Here is a 21,452-nt window from a genome sequence, read left to right as displayed (position 1 = left end):
TCTTTCAAGCGGCCCGCTTCTCGATCTGCGCCACCCACTCGCGCGGCGCCAGCGGAAAGCCCAGGCGCTCGCGGCTGTCGTAGTAGCTGGCGGCCACGGCGCGCGCGAGGTTGCGGATGCGGCCGATGTAGGCGGCGCGCTCGGTCACGCTGATGGCGCCGCGCGCGTCCAGCAGGTTGAAGGTGTGGGCGGCCTTGAGCACCTGCTCGTAGGCCGGCAGCGCGAGCTGCTGCTCGACCAGGTATTTGGCCTGCTTTTCGTGCGCGTCGAAGGCGGTGAACAGGAAGGCCGCGTCGCTGTGCTCGAAGTTGTAGGCCGACTGCTCGACCTCGTTCTGGTGAAACACGTCGCCATAGGTCAGCTTGCGGCCGTCGCCGTCCACCGTCCAGACCAGGTCGAACATGTTTTCGACGCCCTGCAGGTACATGGCCAGGCGCTCCAGGCCGTAGGTGATCTCGCCGGTGGCGGGCCGGCAGTCGATGCCGCCGACCTGCTGGAAGTAGGTGAACTGCGTCACCTCCATGCCATTGAGCCACACCTCCCAGCCCAGGCCCCAGGCGCCCAGCGTGGGGTTCTCCCAGTCGTCTTCGACAAAGCGGATGTCGTTTTTCTTCAGGTCGAACCCCAGCACCTCCAGGCTGCCCAGGTACAGCTCCAGGATGTTGTCGGGCGCGGGCTTGAGCACCACCTGGTACTGGTAGTAGTGCTGGCCGCGGTTGGGGTTGTCACCATAGCGGCCGTCCTTGGGGCGGCGGCTGGGCTGCACGTAGGCCGCCTTCCAGGGCTCGGGGCCGATGGCGCGCAAAAAGGTGGCGGTGTGCGAGGTGCCGGCGCCCACTTCCATGTCATACGGTTGCAGCAGCGCGCAGCCTTGCGCGTCCCAGTATTGCTGGAGCTTGAGAATGATTTGCTGGAAGGTGAGCATGGCCGGGGCCCGGGTCAGGTGCAACCCGCTATTTTAATGATTTGAATGGAATCGGCCGCCAGCGCTTGATGGACAAGCGCAAGCAGCTATTGGTTTTGAAGCGATCAGCCCCAGTGCCGCAGCACCAGGCAGGCGTTGGTGCCGCCGAAGCCGAAGCTGTTGGACAGCACCTGGCGCAACGTGGCCTCGCGCGCCTGGGTCACCAGCGGCATGTCGCCCACGGCCGGGTCGGGCGTCTCGACGTTGGCCGAGCCGGCGATGAAGCCCTTCATCAGCATGATCAGGCTGAAGATGGCCTCTTGCACGCCGGTGGCGCCCTGCGAGTGGCCGGCCAGCGACTTGGTGCTGGAAAACGGCGGGATGCGGCTGCCGAACACCTTGCGGATGGCATGCAGCTCGGGCACGTCGCCCACCGGCGTGGACGTGCCGTGGGTGTTGATGTAGTCGATCGGCTCGGCCAGGCCCTCGATGGCCTGGCGCATGCAGGCCACGGCGCCCTCGCCCGACGGCGCGACCATGTCCTCGCCGTCGGAGGAGATGCCGAAGCCCACCACCTCGCCCAGGATGGTGGCGCCGCGCGCCTGCGCGTGGTCCAGGCTCTCCAGCACCAGCGCGCCGGCACCCCCGGCGATCACGAAGCCGTCGCGGTTGACGTCGTACGGGCGCGAGGCTTTCTCGGGCGTGGCGTTGTACTTGCTGGACATGGCGCCCATGCCGTCGAACAGCAGCGCCAGGCCCCAGGACAGCTCCTCGCCGCCACCGGCGAACATCACGTCCTGCGTGCCCCAGGCGATCTGCTGCGCCGCCGCGCCAACGCAGTGCGCCGAGGTCGAGCAAGCCGAGGTGATGGAGTAGTTGATGCCCTTGATCTTGAAACTGGTCGCCAGGTTGGCCGACACCGTCGAGCCCATGCAGCGCGTGACCTGATAGGGTCCGACGCGGCGGATGCCCTTGCTGCGCAGGGTGTCGGCGGCCTCGATCTGGTTGGCCGGCGAGCCGCCGCCCGAGCCCATGATCAGGCCCGTGCGCGGATGGCTGATCTGCGCGGGCGCGAGGCCCGCCTGTTTGATGGCATCGTCCAGCGCGATGTGGGCATAGGCCGCCGCGTCACCCATGAAGCGCAGCTGCTTGCGGTCGATGCGCGCCTCGATGTCGATCTCGGGCACGCCGCCGACCTGGCTGCGCAGGCCCAGCTCGGTGAACTGGGGCACCGCCTTGATGCCCGAGCGGCCCTGGCGCAGCGAAGCCTCGACCGACGCCAGATCGTTGCCGATGCACGAGACGATGCCCGCGCCCGTGATCACCACGCGCTTCTTGCTCATTGCTTGTCCTTGCCGTTGCCCTCACGCAAAAACAGGCCCACACGCAGGTCGCGGGCCACGTAGATCTCCTGCCCGTCGGCCAGCAGGCGCGCGTCGCCGATGGCCATGCACAGCTTGCGCTTGATGACGCGCTTGATGTCGATCTCGTAGGTGACGCGCTTGACGTCGGGGCCCACCTCGCCGGTGAACTTGACCTCGCCCGCGCCCAGGGCGCGCCCGCGGCCGGGCAGGCGCAGCCAGGTCAGGAAAAAACCGATGAGCTGCCACATGGCGTCCAGCCCCAGGCAACCCGGCATCACCGGATCGCCGCGGAAGTGGCAGGCAAAAAACCACAGCTCGGGCTTGACGTCCAGCTCGGCGACGATCTTGCCCAGGCCGTGCGCGCCGCCGGTTTCGTCGATGTGCGTGATGCGGTCGAACATCAGCATGGGCGGCAGCGGCAGGCGCCCGGCGTCGGGCCCGAACAGACGGCCCTCGCCCGAGGCAATCAGCTGCTCATAGGAAAAAGATTCGGCCATAGAAGAGCAATTGTGCCTGAGCGCTGCGCCCGCCCGCATGACAGGGCGATGTCAAGGCGCGCGGCGCCCGGCGCGCCACGCCGCGCCCGCCGCGACCAGCGCCGCGAGGGCCCACAGCGGCCCCAGGCCCCAGCGCGACACCCACGCGGCATAGGGCGTGATGGCGCTGCGGCCCTCGAAAAACCCGTGCAGCACGCCGCGCGTGAGGCGCGGCAACTGGTGCGTGACGCGGCCCTGCGCGTCGATGATGGCCGTGGCCCCGGTGTTGGTGGCGCGCAGCACCGGGCGCTCGAACTCCAGCGCGCGCAGGCGGCTGATCGCCAGATGCTGGTCGATCGCCACCGTGTCGCCGAACCAGCCGATGTTGCTCAGGTTGACGAAGGCCGTGGGGGCGCGGGCCGGGTCGGCAAAGCGCGCGGCCAGTTCCTCGCCAAACAAGTCTTCGTAGCAGATGTTGGGCGCCAGCCGCTGGCCTTGCCATTCGAACGACGGCTGGTTGACCGCGCCGGCGGTGAAGTCGCCCAGGGGAATGTCCATCAGCCGCACGAACCACCGGAACAGCGGCGGAATGAACTCGCCGAAGGGCACCAGGTGGTGCTTGTCGTAGCGGTACAAGGCCTGCTGGCCCGGCGCCAGCCCGACGGCCGAGTTGGTGTAGCCGGCTTCCAGGTCGCCCAGCGGCACGCCCAGCAGCGCCGCCTGGCCGGGCCGGGCGTAGCGCGCACGCAGGGCATCCCAGTAGCCGCCCGGCAACTGGCGCGGCAGCAGCGGCAGGGCCGTCTCGGGCGCCACCACCAGCGGGGCGGTGTTGTCCTGCAACTGCTGGCCGTACCAGCGCAGCGAATCGACCACGCCGGTGCCGGGAATGAATTTCTCGTCCTGCGGGATGTTGCCTTGCAGCAGGGCCACGGCCATGCGCGGGCCGGCCGGACCGGCATCCACGCCCCGCGGCGGCTGCGCGACGCCCCAGGCCAGCACGGCGGCGGCGCAGACCAGGGACGGCGCCAGGCGGCGCAGCGGCGCCGCACGCACCAGCAGCAAGGCCGCCAGCGCCGCCAGCCAGGCGGCGGCAAAGCCCATGCCGTACACGCCCACCCAGCGGGCATAGGCCGCCAGCACGCCATCGACGTGGGCATAGCCGCCGGCGCCCCAGGGAAAGCCGGTGAACCAGCGCCCGCGCGCCAGCTCGGCCAGCGTCCACAGCGCGGCAAACAGCAGCGCCGCCGCCGCGGGCCGTGCGCGTTGCGCCCACCGCACGAACAGGGCGCCCGCCACCCCGTAGTACAGCGCCAGCAGGCCGGCCAGCGCCAGCACCGCGGCCACCGCCAGCGCGGCATTGAGCCCGCCATAGGTGTGCATGGAAATGAACAGCCACCAGAAGGTGCCCGCCAGCCAGGCCAGCGCATACAGCCAGCCCAGCGCCAGGCCGCGCCGCCAGCGCGCGGGATCCGTGTCGGCCGCGTGCGCCAGCACGGCCACCAGCAGCGCCAGGCTGAGCCCCTGCAGCCAGCCGTGGGCCTGGCCGGTCCACGGGTCGGCCAGCGCCAGCGCGTGCAGCGCACCCGCGGCCAGGGCGATCAGGGCGGCGATCACGCGGGCGGCTGCGGCGAGCGCGAGACCTTGAACCAGCGCACGGCCCCGCCCTTGATGTGCAGCACCACGAAGTCCAGTCCGCCCAGGCTGAAGCGCTCGCCGCGCGTGGGCACATGGCCCAGCTCGTGGGCGATCAGGCCGCCGATGGTGTCGAACTCGACGTCCAGGTCGCTGTCGGGATCGACGCCCAGCTGCACGCCGAAGGACTCGTTGACGCGGGTCAGCGGCGTGTTGCCGGCCACGCGCCAGGTGTCGTCGGCCAGGGCGAAGATGTCGCCCGCGTCGCCCTCGATGTCGAACTCGTCCTCGATCTCGCCGACGATTTCTTCAAGCACGTCCTCGATGGTGACCAGCCCGGCGGTGCGGCCGAACTCGTCCACCACGATGGCCAGGTGATTGCGGTTGGCGCGAAACTCGCGCAGCAGATCGTTCAGCCCCTTGCTCTCGGGGATGAACACCGGCGGGCGCAGCAGGGTGCGCAAGTTCAGCTCGGGCGCGCGCTGCAGCTTGAGCAGGTCCTTGGCCAGCAGGATGCCGATGATGTTCTCGCGCTCGCCCTGAAACACCGGAAAGCGCGAGTGCGCGGTGGAGATGACCTCGCGCAGCACCTCTTCGTAGGGAGCGTCGATGTCCAGCAAGTCCATGCGCGGAGCGGCCACCATCACGTCGCCCGCGCTCTGGCCGGACAGGCGCAGCACGCCTTCGAGCATGACGCGGCTTTCGGCGTCGATCAGCGACTTGTCCTCGGCTTCGGCCAAGGTCTCGATCAGCTCGTCGGTGGAGTCGGGCCCGGGGCGAATGAACTCGATCAGCTTGCGCAGCAGGCTGCGCTTGTCTTCGCGCTCATGGGGGCGCGCAGGGTGAGGGTCGGGCAAGGTGCGGGGGTGCAGGACGTGCGGTGGTTGCGGCCCTCAAGGATAGCGGATGCCGCCGCTCGCACGGCAAACACCCCGGGGCGGCGATCCGGCCCGGTGCTGGGACGGGGCCTGCCTGGGTGGTCGCCTCAGCGCAGCGGTTCGCGCACCGCCGGCACGGCGAACCAGGCCGCGGCCAGCCACAAGGGCGCCGCCTGCAGCAGCGCCTGCACGCCGTTGCCGCTGCGCCAGGCCCAGGCCAGCATCAACACGATCAGCACGCCGTGCAGCGGCGCGGCCCAGCGGCTCAGGCGCATCAGCAAGGCGCCCACTGCCGCGGCGGCCAGGCCGCACAGCAGGTAGTAGGCGCTGCCGCTGCGCGCCAGCAGCGCCAGGCCGCCCAGGCCCAGCAGCACACCCCAGGCGATCAGCACCAGCCCCACCAGGCGCGGCGGGCCGTCGGCGCGCGAGCGCTCGATTTGCTGGCGCTCGATCAGCGCCCACTGGTCCACCAGGGCCGCGCGGTCCGCCGCCATCGGTCCATCCGCAGCGGGCAGGACATCCTGTCGGGGGCGCAAGGCCTGCGCGGGCGGTGCCGGCATGGCGGGCCGAGCCGGCTGCGGCGCGGGCCGGGGCGCCGCCGGCGCGGGCGCGCCTGCGGCCCGCATGCGGCGCTCGAGCTCGGCGTGGGCGCGGCGGCTGCCCTGGCCGGCCAGGCGATGCAGCTGCGTGAGGCTGAGGCGGCGCACGTCGGGCGCAGCCGGCGCGGGAGCGGGAGACGAAGGGGTTTGGGGCACGGCGATCAACGTCGAGACAGGCTGCCGGATGATGGCACAGCGCCGGGTACGCCGGCCACGCCGCGGTCGATGCGCACCGCCCGTTCACGCGCCCGGTGTCGATAATTCACGCCCGTGGACAAACTCAAGGCCTTCGAGACCTTTGCCGCCGTGGCCGCGCGCGGCAGCCTGAGTGCGGCCGCGCGCGCCGAGGGCGTGGCGCCTGCCGTCATCGGCCGGCGGCTGGACGCGCTGGAGGCGCAGCTGGGCGTGAAGCTGCTGGTGCGCAGCACGCGGCGCATCGCGCTCACGCACGAGGGCGCGGCGTTTCTGGACGATTGCCAGCGCATCCTGGCTGAGGTGGCCGGCGCCGAGGCCAGCGTGTCGGCCGGCGGCGTGCAAGCCAGCGGCCAGCTGCGCATCACCGCGCCGGCCGGCTTTGGCCGGCGGCACGTGGCGCCGCTGGTGCCGGCCTTTCATGCCGCGCATCCGCGCCTGCGCATCTCGCTCAATCTGTCGGACCGCATCGTCGATCTGGCCGGCGAGGGCTACGACTGCGCAGTGCGCGTGGGCGATTTGCCCGACTCGTCGCTGGTCAGCATCCGCCTGGCCGACAACCGCCGCCAGGCCGTGGCCACGCCCGGCTACCTGCGCCGCCGCGGCGTGCCGCGCCACCCGCGCGAGCTGGCGCGCCACGACTGCCTGGTGCTGTCCAGCGACGCCTCGCAGTCGCGCGGCTGGGCGTTTGTGATCGAGGGCGAATTGACGCATCTGCGCCCCGAAGGCCCGCTGGACTGCAGCGACGGCCAGGTGCTGCACGACTGGTGCCTGGCCGGCCACGGCATCGCCTGGCGCTCCACCTGGGAGGTCGAGTCCGAGATCGCCGCCGGCCGTCTGGTGGCCGTGCTGCAGGCCTATGCCGCCCCGCCCAACGGCATCTACGCCCTGCTGCCCCACGCCACGCGCCACCTGCCGCTGCGCGTGCGGCTGTGGGTGGACTTTCTAAGAAAGCGCTACGCCGAGCCCGCGTTCTGGACCCGTCCCCATCCGCCGGGTGCGCCCACGGCTTGAAGCCCTGCTGCCCATCGATCCGCGAATTCCTGCCCCCACCGTGTTCGACCGGTCTGAACACGGGCACGGCCGGTCAGTACCATTCACCCATGCTTGAGCCCATTCTCGCTTTCCTGCACATCAGCGCCTTCATCGGCTGGATCGTGTTTGCCACCGCGCAGTCGGCGGTGTGCCGCGCCGCGTGGTTCAACTCCGCCAGCGTGCCGCGCCTGGTGCGGCTGGACAAAATCCTGTGGATTGCCACCGCTTTCGTGCTGCTCACGGGCCTGACGCGCACCTGGCTGGGCGCCAGGGGCTTTGCCTGGTACTGGAGCAACCCGCTGCTGTGGGCCAAGTTCATGCTGTTCATGGCCGCCGCGCTGCTGCAGGTCGGCCCCACGCGCGCGTACGGGCGCTGGCAGGCCGCGCTGGATGCGGGCGGCGCGCTGCCGGATGAGGCCGAGATCAACCGCGCGCGCAAGCCGATCATGCTGGGCACCCACCTGGTCGCGCTGATTCCGCTGCCCGCCGTGTTTCTGGCGCGCGGCTGGTGGTGAGCGCCTTGCCCAAACCCCTGGTGCTGTGCGCCGACGACTACGCGCAGCACGCCGGCGTGACGCAAGCGGTGCTGGCGCTGGCCGACGCGGGGCGCCTCACGGCCACCAGCGCCATGGTGCTGTCGCCGCGCTGGCCCGCCGACGCGGCGCCGCTGCGCGAGCGGCGCGGGCGCATCGACGTGGGGCTGCACCTGGACTTCACCAGTGATTTCGCCATCGCCACCGGGCATGGCCTGCCCTTGGGCGCGGCCATGCGCCGGGCGCTGCTGGGCGGCTTTGACCCGGCTGCTGCGCGCACCGCGATCGAGCGCCAGCTTGACGCCTTCGAAGCCGCCTGGGGCGCCCCACCCGACCACGTGGACGGCCACCAGCACGTGCAGCAGTTTGCCGGCATCCGCCAGCCGCTGGTGCAACTGCTGGCGCGGCGCTACGGCACGCGCGCGCCCTGGCTGCGCGTGTCGCGCGCGCCGGTGGGCCAGCGCACGCCCAAAAGCCGGGTGATCGCCACTCTCGGCGCAGGCGCTCTTCAAAAGATAGCTACCCGCGCCCATCTGCCGTGCGCGTCCGCCCTTTCCGGCATTTATGACTTCAACGGCGGCCAGGCCGGCTACGCGCAGCGCATGGCGCACTGGCTGGCCGCGTCGCCCGCCGGCACGCTGCTGATGTGCCACCCCGGCGGGCCGCCGGCGACCGGCGACGGGACCGACCCCATCGCCGGCGCCCGCCAGTGGGAATGGGCCCACCTGGCCAGCGCGGCGTTTGCCGCGCAGTGCGCCACGGCCGGCGTGGAACTGGTGCGTGGCAGCGCACTCTATGCACCCTGCCCCGCGCGCCCCTGACGCCCGATCACCGCAAGCCATGACCGACTCCTTTGCAAAGCCGCTGCGCGGCTGGCTCGCCGTCATCGTCCCTGCCGCGCTGCTGCTGCTGCTGGCCGCGCTGCGCCCGCTGGCGGTGCCCGACGAGGGGCGCTATGCCGACATCAGCCGCTGGATGCTGGTGTCGGGCGACTGGCTGACGCCGCGGCTGGACGGGCTGCCGTTCTTTCACAAGCCGCCGCTCACCCACTGGCTGCAGGCGGTGAGCATGGCGGTGCTGGGCGTCACGCCCTGGGCCGCACGCGTGCCGGGCGTGCTGCTGGCCACGCTGATGCTGGCGGGCGTCTGGCTGGCCGGCCGCCGTCTGGCCGACGCTGCCCTGGCGCGCCGTGCCGCCTGGATGCTGGGCGCCAGCGCGGGCTTTCTGATCGGCGGGCAATACGTCAACCACGACATCGGCGTGGCCGCCTGGATTGCCAGCGCCATCTGGTGCTTCGTGTTCGCGCTCTGGGACGGCGAACGCCCGCACGCGGGCTGGGCGCGCGCCGGCTTTGCCGCCTGCGCGCTGGGCCTGCTGACCAAGGGCCTGATCGGCGTGGCGCTGCCCGGCCTGGTGATCGGCGCCTGGGTGCTGGCCACGCGCCAGTGGCGCAAGCTGCTGCACCTGCCCTGGCTCAGCGGGCTGGCGCTGTTCGCCCTCATCGCGCTGCCCTGGTTCTGGCGCGCCGGCGAGCGCTACCCTGGCCTGTGGGGCTACCTGTTCGGCGTGCAGCAGTTCGCACGCTACACCGGCAGCGGCTTCAACAACGTGCAGCCCTGGTGGTTCTACCCGGCGGCCTGCGCGCTGCTGCTGTTTCCGTGGGCCTTTTTTGCCGCCTGGGACGGCGTCGCCCGGCTGCGCGCCATCGGCGCCGGCAAGCCGCCGGCGGACGACCCGCACCGCCGCCTGGCCGTGCTGTGCTGGATCTGGCTGGCCGCGATCGTGCTGTTTTTCTCGCTGCCACGCTCCAAGCTGATCGGCTACATCCTGCCCGTGCTGCCGCCGCTGGCCCTGCTGGCTGCGCTGGGCTGGCAGCGGGTGCTGGGCCAGCCGCGCCGGGCGGATCGCGCCTTTGTGGCGCTTGTGCTGGGGGCCGCCGCGCTGCCCGCGGTGCTGACCGTGGTGGCGCCCCGCATCGAGGTGGGCAAGCTGAGCGACGACGTGGCGCAGGCGCTGGCCTGCCATGCTGCGCCCACGGACACGGTGTACGTCATTGGCGGCTACCCGATGGACCTGGCCTTCGTCGCGCAGACGCAAACGCCGCTGCGCGTGGTGCAGGACTGGCCGCGCGAGCGCGCCGAAGCCGGTGACGACTGGCGGCGCGAGTTGTTCGAGGCCGGCCATTTCGACCCCGCGGACGCCGCGCGCACCTTGCTGGAGCCCGCCGCGCTGGCGCGCGCGGTGGACCAACCCGGCGCCTGGCTGCTGGCCCCACGCACGCCGGACGCCGCGCTGCGCCCGCTGATGGAAGGCTGGCAGCCGGTATTTGCCGGCCACGCGTGGTCGCTGTACCGCTCGGCCGCGGCCTCAGCGAAAGGCCCAGAAACGCCCCAGCAGAAAGGTCTGCCCGGCTGCCACGCCCATGGCGGCAAACAGCGCAAGCCATGAGGGCCAACCGGCCGCGCGCAGCAGCAGGCTGAAGACGATTTCGTTGACGGCAAAGCCCGCCATCGCCGTGACGGCAAAGCGCAGCAGGCTTTGCCCAACCCCCGTGCTGGCGCCGCGAAAACTCAGCCAGCGGTGGCCGACAAAGCTGACGCCGAAAGCCACGACAAAGCCCAGCGCATTGGCCAGCTCGGGCCACAAGGCGGATTTGGCCAGGCCGAACACCGCAGCATGCGTGGCCGCCGCGGCTGCGCCGACAGCGCCAAACCAGAAACCGGTGCGCGCCAGGCTCACGAACGCACCAGGGGGGGCAGCCCCTGACCCACCTCGTCGGCCACCAGAAACAAGGGGCGCTGCTTGACCTCGTCATAAATGCGCGCCACGTATTCGGCCAGCAAGCCCACCGACATCAGCTGCACGCCGCTCAAAAACATCATGCCCACCACCAGCGTGGCATAGCCCGGCACGTTGATGCCGCGCCAGAAATATTCCACCACCACCCAGGCACCATAGCCCAGGGCCGCCAGCGCCAGGGCCACGCCCAGCAGGCCCAGCACGCGCAGCGGCGCGGCCGTGAAGGCCAGCAGACCGGTGGTGCCCAGGCCGAGCGCGCCGCTCAGGCCGTAGCGGCTTTCGCCGGCGTGCCGCGGCAGCGGCTCGTAGTCCAGCGCCGCGCTGGGAAAGCCCACCCAGGCGTACAAGCCCTTCATGAAGCGGTGGCGCTCGGGCAGGGCCAGCAGGGCATCGACCACGCGCCGGTCCAGCAGCCGAAAGTCGCCCGCGTCGCGCGGAATGCGCACCCGGCTGCGCCAGTTGACGATGCCGTAGAAGGCGCCCACCAGGCGCCGGTGCAAAGCCGACTGATCGCTGCGCGTGCTGCGCACGGCATACACCACGTCGGCGCCGCCCTGCCAGTGGCGCAGCATGTCGGCCAGCAGGGCCGGCGGATGCTGGCCGTCGGCGTCCATCAGCACCACCACCTCGCCGCGCGCGGCGGCCAGCCCGGCGGTCAGCGCCGCTTCCTTGCCGAAGTTGCGCGACAGCTGCACCAGGCGCAGCGCCGGCTCGGCGGCGCACAGGCGGCGCATCACGGCCACCGTGTCGTCGCGGCTGCCGTCGTCCACCACCACCAGCTCCACCCGCGGCGACAGGGCCTTCAGCGCCGCCAGCACCGGCGCCAGCACGTCGGGCAGCGACGCCGCCTCGTTGTAGGCCGGCATCACGCAGGAAATCGACGGGATTCGGGCAGCGCGCTCGCTCATGGACGAATCATGCCAAAAGAAAACCCCGCCCGAATCGACGGGCGGGGCCTGGTGTGACCTTGCGTCGTGCTTATTTCTTCAAACACTCGCTCATGAAAGCCTTGCGCTCGTCGCCCTTCTTGCCGGCGGCGTCCTTGTTGCAGGCCGTCATTTTTTCCTGCTGGGTCATCGGCTTGGCCGGGGCCGCGGGCTGGGCGCTGAGGCATTCCTTCATGAACGCCTTGCGTTCATCGCCCTTCTTGCCGGCGGCCTGCGTGTTGCAGGTGCTCATTTTTTCCTGCTGCGCCGTCTTGGCGCTGGCGGCGGTGTGCACGGCGCCCAGGGACAGGGACAGGGCCAGGGTGGCGGCGGCCATCAGGGACAACAGCTTGGTCATGGAAGCTCCTCTTTCTCGGGTGCGGGATTGACAAGGTATCCGGGCGCCATCTTGGCACACCGCGATGACGGTGACAACGCGCCGCCGTCCCCGGCGGATGACCGCCAGAACCCGAATGTGTGGCAAAAGTTGCGCTTGACGGGGCCTCGTAAAATCCGCCGATGCAGTCGGTCAAACAACAACTGCTCGCGGCGCTGGCCGTCGAGCTCGAGCGCCTGGCGCCCGGCGCCGGGGTGGGCGCCGCCTTCGAATCACCCCGGCAGGCCGCGCACGGCGACTGGGCGTGCACCGCAGCCATGCAGCTGGCCAAACCCCTGAAGGCCAATCCGCGCCAGCTGGCCGAGCAGCTCAAATCGGCCCTGATGGCCAACGCGGACTTTGCGCAGTGGGTGGCGGCCATCGAGATTGCCGGCCCGGGCTTCCTGAACCTGCGCCTGACGCCCGCCGCCAAGCAGCAGGTGCTGCGCCAGGTGCTGGCGCAGCGGCAGGACTTCGGCCGGCAAGCGACTGATGGTGCGCCGATGATCGTGGAATTCGTCAGCGCCAACCCGACCGGACCGCTGCACGTGGGCCACGGCCGGCAGGCCGCGCTGGGCGACGCGCTGTGCAACCTGTTTGCCAGCCAGGGCTGGCGGGTGCACCGCGAGTTCTATTACAACGACGCGGGCGTGCAGATCGACACGCTGACCACCTCGGTGCAGCTGCGTGCGCAGGGCCTCAAGCCCGGCGACGCCGGCTGGCCCGAGGCGGCCTACAACGGCGACTACATCCAGGACATCGCCGACGACTTTCTGGCCGGCAAGACCGTGCACGCCGATGACCGCCAGTTCAGCGCCAGCGGTGACGTGCAGGACCGCGAGGGCATTCGCCAGTTCGCCGTGGCCTACCTGCGCCACGAGCAGGACAAGGACTTGCAGGCCTTTGGCCTGAAGTTCGACGAGTACTACCTGGAGTCCAGCCTGTACTCGTCCGGCCGCGTCGCCGCCACCGTGCAGCGGCTGATCGACGCCGGCAAGACCTACGAGCAGGACGGCGCGCTGTGGCTGCGCACCACCGAATACGGCGACGACAAGGACCGCGTGATGAAGAAGTCCGCCGTGTCCACGGCAGACGGGCGCACGTCCGAAGGCGGCTACACCTACTTCGTGCCCGACGTGGCCTATCACATCAGCAAGTGGGAGCGCGGCTACCGCAAGGCCATCAACATCCAGGGCACCGACCACCACGGCACCATCGCGCGCGTGCGCGCCGGCCTGCAGGCCGTGGGCCTGGGCATTCCGGAGGGCTACCCGGACTACGTGCTGCATACCATGGTGCGCGTGGTGCGCGGCGGCCAGGAGGTCAAGATCAGCAAGCGCGCCGGCAGCTACGTCACGCTGCGCGACCTGATCGAATGGACCAGCGCCGACGCGGTGCGCTTTTTCCTGCTGTCGCGCAAGCCCGATACCGAATACACCTTCGACGTCGACCTGGCGGTGCAGAAGAACAACGACAACCCGGTGTACTACGTGCAGTATGCGCACGCGCGCATCTGTTCGGTGCTGCAAGCCTGGGGCGGCGACGCCACCACGCTCGTGGACGCGGACCTGGCGGCGCTGGACACCCCCGCGGCCCAGGCCCTGATGCTGCAACTGGCCCGCTACCCCGACGTGCTGGCCGGCGCGGCGCAGGACTTTGCCCCGCACGACGTGGTGTTCTACCTGCGCGAGCTGGCCGCCAGCTACCACAGCTACTACGACGCCGAGCGCATCCTGGTGGATGACGAAAACGTCAAAAATGCCCGCCTGGCGCTGGTCGCCGCCACCGCACAAGTCCTGCACAATGGCCTGTCCATCCTGGGCGTGTCGGCTCCGGTTCGCATGTAAGCAACACCACGATGATGAAATCTCGACAACTGGGTGGCACCGCCCTGGGACTGATCTTGGGCGCCCTGGTGGGCCTGGCCGTCGCGCTGGGCGTGGCCATTTACGTGGCCAAGGTGCCGGTGCCCTTTGTCAACCGGGGCGCCGGGCGCACCAGCGGCCAGGATGCGGCCGAAGCGGCCAAGAACCGCGACTGGGACCCCAACGCCCCGCTGCGCAACCGCGGCGACGCCAAGGCGCCCGGCGCAAGTGGCACCGTGGCGCCGGCGCCGCAGCCCGTGCCCATTCCCGCCCCGGGCGACGCCACGGCCACGCGCCCGCTGCCCGCGCCGGCCGAGGTCAAGCCGGCGGACACCGCCACGGCCGCCGCCAAACCGGCCTCCAAGCCCGAGCGCGCCGCCGACAAGCCGCCCGCCACCGCCGCCCGCACGGCGCCATCCAACGACCCGCTGGGCGAGCTGGCCGCGGCCCGCGCTGGGGGTGCCGCCGCCAGTGCCGATCCCTTCACCTACTTCGTGCAGGCCGGCGCCTTCCGCGCGCAGGAAGACGCCGACGCCCAGCGCGCGCGCCTGTCGCTGATGGGCGTGGAGGCGCGCGTGAGCGAGCGCGAGCAGGCCGGGCGCACGGTGTACCGGGTGCGCGTGGGCCCCTTCCAGAATCGCGACGCCGCCGACCGCGTGAAGGCGCGGCTGGATGACAATGGCTTCGACGCGGCGCTGGTGCGCGTGCAGAAGTGACACACCCCCAGTCTCCACTCGCTGCGCGATGTTTCGCCCACCCCCTTGCAGGGGGCATCGCCAGTGGCCGGGGGGACCCCGGCCACGGCGATCGCTGGCTTGGCCTGCTCCGCGGCCATTTGGCTCTTTGGGTTTCATCCAACGCGGGTGGTGCGAAGCTCAAGGGGTTGGCGGGACAGCCTGCTCCACGGCCATTCGGCTCTTTGGGTTTTACCGAGCGCCGCTGATCGCGCGCGGAGCTCGGGAACTTGCCTGTAACAACTTGGCTCCATAGGGGCGAAAAAAGGAGAAACCCAACATGAAACGACGTGAATTCACCCTGGCCGCCGCCGTGGCGGCGCTGCCGGGCCTGCTGAGCACCACCGCGCGCGCCCAGCAGGGCAAGGGCTATGTCGAGCTGGCGCAGCGCGCGCCGGTGGACACCAAGGCCGGCGAGATCGAGGTGATCGAGTTCTTCTCGTACGGCTGCGTGCACTGCAAGCATTTCGAGCCCATCGTGGACGCCTGGACCAAGACCTTGCCCAAGGACGTCAAGTTCCGCCGCGTGCACGTGGGTTTCCAGAGCAGCTTCGAGCCGCTGCAAAAGATTTTCTACTCGCTGGAGGCCATGGGCGCGGTCACGGACGAGATGCAAAACAAGGTCTTCAAGGCGCTGCAGGACGATCGCATTCGCCTCGACAAACCCGACGTGCTGTTCCCCTGGATCGCCAAGCAGGGGCTGGACCAGGCCAAGTTCGAAGCTGCCTACAAGGGCTTCGGCGTGGCCACGCAGATCCGCAAGGCCATGCAGTTGCAGGACGCCTACAAGGTCGAGGGCACGCCGGCTTTGGGCATCGCCGGGCGCTACTACACCGACGGCTCCATGGGCGGCGGCTTCGAGCCGATGCTGAAGATCGCCAACCAGCTGATCGAGCAGGTGCGCAAGGGCGGTTGAGCGCCCCGCGCCGCACCTCGTCCCGACCGCTTCGTGCCAGCCCGCTTTGGCGGGCTTTTTCGTGCGTTTTCGCCGCGCGGACGGCGTTCGGGCACCCGTACAATCGTCGCAAACACGAAAGCAAAAAACGTGCCGCCAATCGATCCGCCGATTTCATCCCGTGCGCCCGCGTGGCGCCGCTGGGCCGTGGGCCTGCTGCTGGCGACAGCGGTGCTGCCGGCCCTGGCCGAACGCGCCGACCGCGACAAGCCGATGAACATCGAGGCCGACGCGCTGCGCTACGAAGACCAGCAGCGCCTGTCCACCTTCACGGGCAACGTGGTGGTCACCAAGGGCACCATCGTGATGCGCGGCGCCAAGCTGGAGGTGCGCCAGGACGCCGATGGCAACCAGAGCGGCATCATGTTTGCCGCGCCGGGCAAGCGCGCGTTCTTCCGGCAAAAGCGCGAGGGCCTGAACGAATTCATCGAGGGCGAGGGCGAAACCATCACCTACGACGGCAAGACCGACATCGTGCGCTTCGTCAAAAACGCCGAAATGCGCCGCCTGGTGGGCACCACGCTGCAAGACCAGGTCAACGGCGACGTCATCGTCTACAACAACACCACCGAGGTCTACACCGTCGAGAGCGCGCCGCACGCCGCCGGCGCCCCCGCCAACGGCGGGCGCGTGCGCGCGGTGCTGGCGCCACGCGGTGCGGCCAGCCAGCCGCCGGGCGCCCCGCTGCCGCTGCGCCCGTCCACCACCCTGCCCGCGGCGAGCCCAAAGCCCTGAAATGAAACACCCCCAGTCTTCACTCGCTGCGCGATGTTTCGCCCACCCCCTCGAGGGGGCATCGCCCCTAGCCGGGGGGACCCCGGCCACGGCGATCGCTGGCATGGCCTGCTCCGCGGCCACCCGGCTCTTTGGGTTTCATGCCTTGCGGCTGGTAGCCAGCGCGATGGATAACTGAGATGCTGGCGCCAATTGTCCCGGGCAGCAGCCCCAGCCGCCTGGAGGTGCGCGGCCTGCGCAAGAACTATGGCGCGCGCCGCGTGGTGCACGACGTGTCGCTGGACGTGGCCAGCGGCGAGGTGGTGGGCCTGCTGGGCCCCAACGGCGCCGGCAAGACCACCTCGTTTTACATGATCGTCGGGCTGGTGCGCGCCGACGCGGGCAGCATCCGCATCGACGAGCAGGCGGTCGAGCACATGCCGATCCACCGCCGCTCGCGCCTGGGGCTGTCCTACCTGCCGCAGGAGGCGTCGATCTTCCGCAAGCTCACGGTGGCCGAGAACGTGCGTGCGGTGCTGGAGTTGCAGCACGACGACGACGGCAAGCCCCTGGGCTCCGCCGAGATCGAGCGGCGCCTGACCGAGCTGCTGGAGCAGCTGCACGTGCAGGAGCTGCGCGACTCGCCCGCGCCGGCGCTGTCGGGCGGCGAGCGCCGGCGCGTGGAGATTGCCCGCGCGCTGGCCACGCAGCCGCGCTTCATCCTGCTGGACGAGCCCTTTGCCGGCATTGATCCGATTGCCGTGATCGAGATCCAGCGCATCATCGCCTTCCTGAAGGCGCGCGGCATCGGCGTGCTGATCACCGACCACAACGTGCGCGAGACGCTGGGCATCTGCGACCACGCCGTCATCATCAGCGAAGGCCGCGTGCTGGCCACCGGCACGCCGCAGGACATCGTGGCCAACCCCGACGTGCGGCGCGTGTACCTGGGCGAGCACTTCAGGTTATGAGGCCCCCACGCTCCCCTGCTTCGCATGGTGCGCTGGCCTTGCAGGCCGCGGCACGGCCAGAGCCCGTGCCTCTTCGGGCTGTCCAGGCTCGCGCAGGCGAGCCTGGAGCCGCAGCCCTCAGCCCCGAGGGGGCCCTCGCCGCCTTGGGGCGGCCCGGCGGCGGCGAGATGGCGCCCCCACGCTCCCGAGGGGGCGCTCGCCGTCTCGGGGCGGTCCGGCGACGGCCATGAAACCCGGCCTATCGCTGCGCACCTCGCAGCACCTGGCGCTCACTCCGCAGTTGCAGCAGTCGATTCGGCTGCTGCAACTGTCCACGCTGGAGCTGGAGGGCGAAGTCGAGCAGATGCTGGGCGACAACCCCTTTCTGGAGCGCGAGGACGAGGCCCACGACGCGGACGCCGCCCCATCCGCGCCCGACACGGAGCGCTTTGCCGCCGCGGACGCATCGACCCCGGATGCTACCGAATCGGAAGCACCCGGCGCCGATGGAGAAAGCGCCGAGGCCGTATTTGAAGCCGATACGCCGCAGGACTGGGACGGTGAAGCCGACAGCGAGCTGGCCCCCGACGACCGCGAGTGGAGCCCCGGCGAGTCCGCACAGGCCGGCACGGGAGAGGCCGAGCTGGATCCCGGCGAGCGCGGCGCCCCGCACGCGTCGCTCGTCGAGCACCTGCACCAGCAGGCGCTGGCCCTGCGCCTGGCGCCCGAGGACGCGGCCATCCTGCGCTTTCTGATCGAGTCGCTGAACGACGACGGCTACCTGGAAGACTCGCTGGCCCAGCTGGCCGCCACCCTGGTGGACGACGACGACGAGCTGGACGTGCTGGACACCCTGGTGCACCGCTTCAACCTGGCGCTCAGGCTGCTGCAATCCATGGACCCGCAGGGCGTGGGCGCGCGCAGCCTGTCCGAATGCCTGATCCTGCAACTCAAGTCCCTGCCCGCGGCGGGCGCGCCCGCGCACCCCGACCACCCGGCGATCCAGACCGCCCTGGCCCTGCTGGCCCAGCCCGACGCGCTGGACTGGCTGGCGCGGCGCGACGTGCGCCGCATGACGCAAGCGATCGGCCAGGGCGAAGCTGCCGTGCGCGCCGCACTGGCCCAGATCGCGCGGCTGGAGCCCAAGCCCGGACGGCGCTTTGCCGACGTCGAACGCAACATCATCGTGCCCGATGTCATCGTCTCGGTCGGTGGCGGGGCGCACCCGCGGCTGCACGTGCAGCTCAATCCCGACGTGCTGCCGCGCCTGCGCGTGCACGAGGCCTATGCCCAGGCGCTGCGCGGCGGCAAGGACGGCGCCGGCCACGCGGCGCTCGCCCAGCAGCTGCAGGAGGCGCGCTGGTTCATCCGCAACATCCAGCAGCGCTTTGACACCATCCTGCGCGTGGCGCGCGCCATCGTCGAGCGCCAGCGCAGCTTCTTCATCCACGGTGAGCTGGCCATGCGCCCACTGGTGCAGCGCGAGCTGGCCGAGGCCCTGGGCGTGCACGAATCCACCATTTCGCGCGTGACCACCGCCAAGTACATGGCCACGCCGCGCGGCACCTTCGAGCTGAAGTACTTCTTCGGCTCGGCCCTGGGCACCGAGGCCGGCGGCAACGCCAGCAGCACCGCCGTGCGTGCGCTCATCAAGCAGTTCGTCGCCGCCGAGGACGCGCGTCACCCGCTGTCCGACAGCCGCCTGGCCGAGATGCTGAAAGAGCAGGGCATCGACTGCGCGCGCCGCACCGTGGCCAAGTACCGCGAGGCGCTCAAGATCGCCCCCACCTCCCTGCGCAAGCAGCTCTAGCCCGACCATGGCCCGCATCGTCTTCGACCTCCCCGCGCAGTTCGGCTTTTCAACCGAACTGCAGATCTACATCAGCCACGTCAACCAGGGTGGGCATCTGGACAACGCCCAGTTGCTGAGCCTGGTGTCCGAGGCGCGGCTGCGCTTTTTTCAGTCGCTGGGCTGGCGCGAGGGCCACGTGGAGGGCGCCGCCATCGTGGTCGGCGACATGCTGGCACAGTACAAGTCCGAGGCCTTTCACGGCCAGACCCTGCGCGTGCAGATGCAGCCGACCGACTTCAACCGCTACGGCTTCGACCTGGTGTTCTGCATGACCGAAGTGAGCCAGGGCCGCGAGGTGGCGCGCGGCAAGACCGGCATCGTCTTCATCGACCCGGACACGCGCCGCGTCACCCCGATCCCCGCGGCCGTGCTGCACAAGCTGCAGCGCAGTGCCTTGCGCGAAAGCTAGCCCCGTGAATACGCTGACCCTGTTTTTGCCCTGCGCCGGCGGCGTGGAGGACTTCCTGGCCGACGAGGTGCACGGCCTCACCGGCCTGGCCGGACAAGACCTGCTCACCCTGCGCGGCGGCGTGCGCGTGCGCGGCGACTGGGCCACCGTGCTGCGCCTGAACTTGCACAGCCGCCTGGCGCAGCGCGTGCTGATCGAGCTGGCGCAGGCGCCGTACCAGGGCGAGCAGGACCTGTACGCGCTTGCGTCGAGCGTCGCGTGGGAAGACTGGTTCAGCGCGCGCCAGAGCTTTCGCGTGGACCTCACCGCGCAGGCCAGCCCGCTCAAGAGCCTGAAGTTCGCCACCCTGCGCATCAAGGACGCAGTGGCCGACCGCTTTCGCGCGCAGGCCGGCGGCGTGCGCCCCAGCATCGACACCCAGCGCCCCGACGTGCGCGTGCAGGCGCACCTGAGCGCGACCGACGCCACGCTGTACATCGACACCAGCGGCGAGCCGCTGTTCAAGCGCGGCTGGCGCCAGGACAAGGGCGAAGCGCCGCTGAAGGAAACCCTGGCCGCCGCCATGCTGGCCGCCTGCGGCTGGTGGCAGCCGGCTGCGCGCAGCGTGTCGCCGCTGCCGCTGTACGACCCCTGTTGCGGCTCGGGCACCATCGTCATCGAGGCGGCGCAGCTGGCGCTGGGCTTGCCGGCTGGCGGGCAGCGCCGCTTTGGCTTCGAGCGCCTGAAGGGCTTTGATGCCGGGCAATGGAACGCTATGAAAACAGAAGCTGGTCGCGCTTGCCCCGCAAGCGTTAGCGGCCAAAATGGCTCTGAACCACCGGCGCCCCGCGTGTTCGGCAGCGACGTGGCCCACCGCATGGTCGACTTTGCCCAGCGCAACGCCGCACGCGCCGGCGTGGCCGCGGCCGTGCAACTGCGCGGCGGCGACGCGCTGCAACGTCTGCCGCCGTCGGACCAACCCGGCGTGATGCTGCTGAACCCGCCCTATGGCGAACGCATCGCCGCCGCCGGCGTGGCCGGGCACAAGGCGCGCGGGCGCGAGGCCTTTCAGAGCGGCACGCTGGCGCACCAGCGCGCCGAAGGCCAGTCCGCGGGCGACGTGAATGCCGGCGACGAGTTCTTCCAGCGTCTGGCCGCGCACTGGAAAAGCCACTACGCCGGCTGGAGCGCCTGGCTGCTCACGCCCGACCTCAAGCTGCCCGGCCGCCTGCGCCTGAAGGAGACGCGCCGCGTGCCGCTGTGGAACGGGCCGATCGAGTGCCGGCTGTTCAAGTTCGAATTGACGGCGCGCGCGCCGCGCGTATCGCCAGGCGCCGTGCCGCCGGCGACATAGTCGGGCGCGCCTCGGCGCTGCGCAGGATCGCCATGAAGGCGCGGGCCACCGGGGGCAGCGTGCGCCCGATGCGCGTGACGATGCCGATGGCGCGGCTGGCCTGCGGGCGCACCAGCGGCACGGTGGCCAGGCCCTTCATGCTCATCAGGCCCAGTGTCAGGCGCGGCAGCGCGGTGATGCCCAGGCCGGCGGCCACCAGCGCGCCGCAAGCGGTCACGCTGGGGTATTCCAAGGCCGGCCGCAGCATCATGCGCTTTTGCACCAACACGGCGTCGGTGATCGGCCGAATGCTGCTGGCCGGCGCACTGGCAAGGAAGGGCCGCTGCGCAAACACCGACCAGGGCACCGAGCCGCGTGCCGCCAGCGGGTCGTCGGCGCGGCACAGCAGCACCATCGGATCGTCCAGCAGGTGCTCGTAGCGCAAGCGCTGCTGCGCCGCCGGGCGCACGCTCAGGCCCAGGTCGGCGCGGCCCTCCTCGACGGACACCAGCAACTCCTCGGCGGGTGCCTCGATCAGCGTGAATTCGACGGCGGGGTGCGTGCGCCGCAGCGCCACCATCGCCGCGGGCACCAGGGCCGCGCCGACCGAGGGCAGCGCCGCTACCGTCACACGGCCGCTGCGGCCTTGCATGAACTCGCCCAGCTCGCCGAGCGCACTGTCGAAGTCGCGCAGGATGCGCTGTGCCACGGGCAGCAGCTCGCGCCCGACGGCGGTGATCTCGACATGCCGCGTGTCGCGGTCGAACAGCCGCGCGCCCAGCGTGCGCTCGGCCGTGCCAATGGCGCGACTGAGCGCCGGCTGCGAGATGCCGATCTGCGCCGCCGCCGCGCGAAAGCTGCCGCTGGCCGCCACCTGCACAAAGGCTTCGAGCTGCGGCAGGGAAAGGTCGATGCGCGAGGAGCTCATGGATTGATGCGTGCAAGGT

At 70.7% G+C, this 21,452-nt stretch carries 22 protein-coding genes; 12 read left to right on the top strand and 10 right to left on the bottom strand.

Annotation, left to right across the window (positions count from 1 at the left end; translation table 11 throughout):
- Positions 1 to 4 precede the first annotated feature (4 nt).
- The 6 genes from glyQ to U1F38_RS09705 all read right to left on the bottom strand — a co-directional run bounded on the left by glyQ (position 5) and on the right by U1F38_RS09705 (position 5,961).
- Complete coding sequence (glyQ, locus tag U1F38_RS09730) at positions 5 to 925, bottom strand: glycine--tRNA ligase subunit alpha (protein WP_409986863.1); 921 nt, start codon at positions 923 to 925, stop codon at positions 5 to 7.
- A gap of 104 nt (positions 926 to 1,029) precedes the next feature.
- Positions 1,030 to 2,247 (bottom strand): beta-ketoacyl-ACP synthase I, encoded by a 1,218-nt coding sequence (gene fabB, locus U1F38_RS09725; protein WP_409986862.1) that lies wholly within the window; start codon positions 2,245 to 2,247, stop codon positions 1,030 to 1,032.
- The gene (gene fabA / locus U1F38_RS09720; RefSeq protein ID WP_409986861.1) at positions 2,244 to 2,765 is read right to left on the bottom strand and encodes a 3-hydroxyacyl-[acyl-carrier-protein] dehydratase FabA; all 522 of its coding nucleotides are present in this window, start codon (positions 2,763 to 2,765) and stop codon (positions 2,244 to 2,246) included. The genes fabB and fabA overlap by 4 nt, the downstream gene beginning before the upstream one ends.
- Positions 2,766 to 2,816: 51 nt before the next feature.
- Positions 2,817 to 4,358 (bottom strand): apolipoprotein N-acyltransferase, encoded by a 1,542-nt coding sequence (gene lnt, locus U1F38_RS09715; protein WP_409986860.1) that lies wholly within the window; start codon positions 4,356 to 4,358, stop codon positions 2,817 to 2,819.
- Entirely contained in the window at positions 4,355 to 5,233 is an 879-nt protein-coding gene (locus U1F38_RS09710) for an HlyC/CorC family transporter (RefSeq protein ID WP_409986859.1), read from the bottom strand. The genes lnt and U1F38_RS09710 overlap by 4 nt, the downstream gene beginning before the upstream one ends.
- A 128-nt stretch (positions 5,234 to 5,361) precedes the next feature.
- Positions 5,362 to 5,961 carry a hypothetical protein gene (locus tag U1F38_RS09705; protein ID WP_409986858.1) on the bottom strand — a complete coding sequence of 200 codons (600 nt, stop codon included), beginning with the start codon at positions 5,959 to 5,961 and terminating at the stop codon, positions 5,362 to 5,364.
- Positions 5,962 to 6,123: 162 nt separating this feature from the next.
- Here U1F38_RS09705 and U1F38_RS09700 point away from each other — a divergent pair, with 162 nt between their 5' ends.
- The 4 genes from U1F38_RS09700 (at position 6,124) to U1F38_RS09685 (ending at position 10,061) form a co-directional block, all read left to right on the top strand.
- The gene (locus U1F38_RS09700) at positions 6,124 to 7,059 is read left to right on the top strand and encodes a LysR family transcriptional regulator (protein WP_409986857.1); all 936 of its coding nucleotides are present in this window, start codon (positions 6,124 to 6,126) and stop codon (positions 7,057 to 7,059) included.
- Positions 7,060 to 7,148: 89 nt separating this feature from the next.
- Positions 7,149 to 7,595 (top strand): DUF2214 family protein, encoded by a 447-nt coding sequence (locus tag U1F38_RS09695; protein ID WP_409986856.1) that lies wholly within the window; start codon positions 7,149 to 7,151, stop codon positions 7,593 to 7,595.
- Entirely contained in the window at positions 7,592 to 8,434 is an 843-nt protein-coding gene (locus U1F38_RS09690) for a ChbG/HpnK family deacetylase (RefSeq protein WP_409986855.1), read from the top strand. Before U1F38_RS09695 ends, U1F38_RS09690 begins: the two co-directional genes overlap by 4 nt.
- A gap of 19 nt (positions 8,435 to 8,453) precedes the next feature.
- Positions 8,454 to 10,061, top strand: a complete 1,608-nt coding sequence (locus U1F38_RS09685) for an ArnT family glycosyltransferase (RefSeq protein WP_409986854.1) — start codon at positions 8,454 to 8,456, stop codon at positions 10,059 to 10,061.
- On the opposite strand, the gene U1F38_RS09680 is transcribed toward U1F38_RS09685, so the two are convergent.
- The 3 genes from U1F38_RS09680 to U1F38_RS09670 form a co-directional block, all read right to left on the bottom strand.
- On the bottom strand, positions 9,981 to 10,352 hold the full coding sequence (locus U1F38_RS09680) for a GtrA family protein (protein ID WP_409986853.1): 372 nt from the start codon (positions 10,350 to 10,352) through the stop codon (positions 9,981 to 9,983). The two genes, U1F38_RS09685 and U1F38_RS09680, sit on opposite strands and share 81 nt — an antisense overlap.
- Complete coding sequence (locus tag U1F38_RS09675) at positions 10,349 to 11,320, bottom strand: glycosyltransferase family 2 protein (protein ID WP_409986852.1); 972 nt, start codon at positions 11,318 to 11,320, stop codon at positions 10,349 to 10,351. The genes U1F38_RS09680 and U1F38_RS09675 overlap by 4 nt, the downstream gene beginning before the upstream one ends.
- A 70-nt stretch (positions 11,321 to 11,390) precedes the next feature.
- Positions 11,391 to 11,696, bottom strand: coding sequence for a PsiF family protein (locus U1F38_RS09670; RefSeq protein ID WP_409986851.1), 306 nt, complete (start codon positions 11,694 to 11,696; stop codon positions 11,391 to 11,393).
- Positions 11,697 to 11,857: 161 nt separating this feature from the next.
- Here U1F38_RS09670 and argS point away from each other — a divergent pair, with 161 nt between their 5' ends.
- From argS to U1F38_RS09630, 8 genes are all read left to right on the top strand, one after another.
- Positions 11,858 to 13,561: an arginine--tRNA ligase gene (gene argS / locus U1F38_RS09665; protein WP_409986850.1), complete on the top strand. Its 1,704-nt coding sequence runs from the start codon at positions 11,858 to 11,860 to the stop codon at positions 13,559 to 13,561.
- Positions 13,562 to 13,572: 11 nt separating this feature from the next.
- The gene (locus U1F38_RS09660) at positions 13,573 to 14,295 is read left to right on the top strand and encodes an SPOR domain-containing protein (protein ID WP_409986849.1); all 723 of its coding nucleotides are present in this window, start codon (positions 13,573 to 13,575) and stop codon (positions 14,293 to 14,295) included.
- A 298-nt stretch (positions 14,296 to 14,593) separates the two neighbouring features.
- Complete coding sequence (locus tag U1F38_RS09655) at positions 14,594 to 15,229, top strand: thiol:disulfide interchange protein DsbA/DsbL (protein ID WP_409986848.1); 636 nt, start codon at positions 14,594 to 14,596, stop codon at positions 15,227 to 15,229.
- Between the two features lie 129 nt (positions 15,230 to 15,358).
- Complete coding sequence (gene lptA, locus U1F38_RS09650) at positions 15,359 to 16,003, top strand: lipopolysaccharide transport periplasmic protein LptA (protein WP_409986847.1); 645 nt, start codon at positions 15,359 to 15,361, stop codon at positions 16,001 to 16,003.
- 179 nt (positions 16,004 to 16,182) lie between these two features.
- Positions 16,183 to 16,953, top strand: coding sequence for an LPS export ABC transporter ATP-binding protein (gene lptB, locus U1F38_RS09645; RefSeq protein ID WP_409986846.1), 771 nt, complete (start codon positions 16,183 to 16,185; stop codon positions 16,951 to 16,953).
- A gap of 226 nt (positions 16,954 to 17,179) precedes the next feature.
- Positions 17,180 to 18,742, top strand: coding sequence for an RNA polymerase factor sigma-54 (rpoN, locus tag U1F38_RS09640; protein ID WP_409986845.1), 1,563 nt, complete (start codon positions 17,180 to 17,182; stop codon positions 18,740 to 18,742).
- Between the two features lie 7 nt (positions 18,743 to 18,749).
- Entirely contained in the window at positions 18,750 to 19,193 is a 444-nt protein-coding gene (locus tag U1F38_RS09635; RefSeq protein WP_409986844.1) for an acyl-CoA thioesterase, read from the top strand.
- 4 nt (positions 19,194 to 19,197) lie between these two features.
- Positions 19,198 to 20,526: a class I SAM-dependent RNA methyltransferase gene (locus tag U1F38_RS09630; RefSeq protein WP_409986843.1), complete on the top strand. Its 1,329-nt coding sequence runs from the start codon at positions 19,198 to 19,200 to the stop codon at positions 20,524 to 20,526.
- Here the strand turns inward: U1F38_RS09630 and U1F38_RS09625 are convergent.
- Entirely contained in the window at positions 20,462 to 21,433 is a 972-nt protein-coding gene (locus U1F38_RS09625) for a LysR family transcriptional regulator (protein WP_409986842.1), read from the bottom strand. The two genes, U1F38_RS09630 and U1F38_RS09625, sit on opposite strands and share 65 nt — an antisense overlap.
- Positions 21,434 to 21,452 lie beyond the last annotated feature (19 nt).

This window comes from Ottowia sp. (genome assembly GCF_046348305.1).
In the GTDB taxonomy this organism is placed as follows: domain Bacteria; phylum Pseudomonadota; class Gammaproteobacteria; order Burkholderiales; family Burkholderiaceae_C; genus Ottowia.
This window is presented reverse-complemented; position numbering and strand designations above follow the sequence as displayed.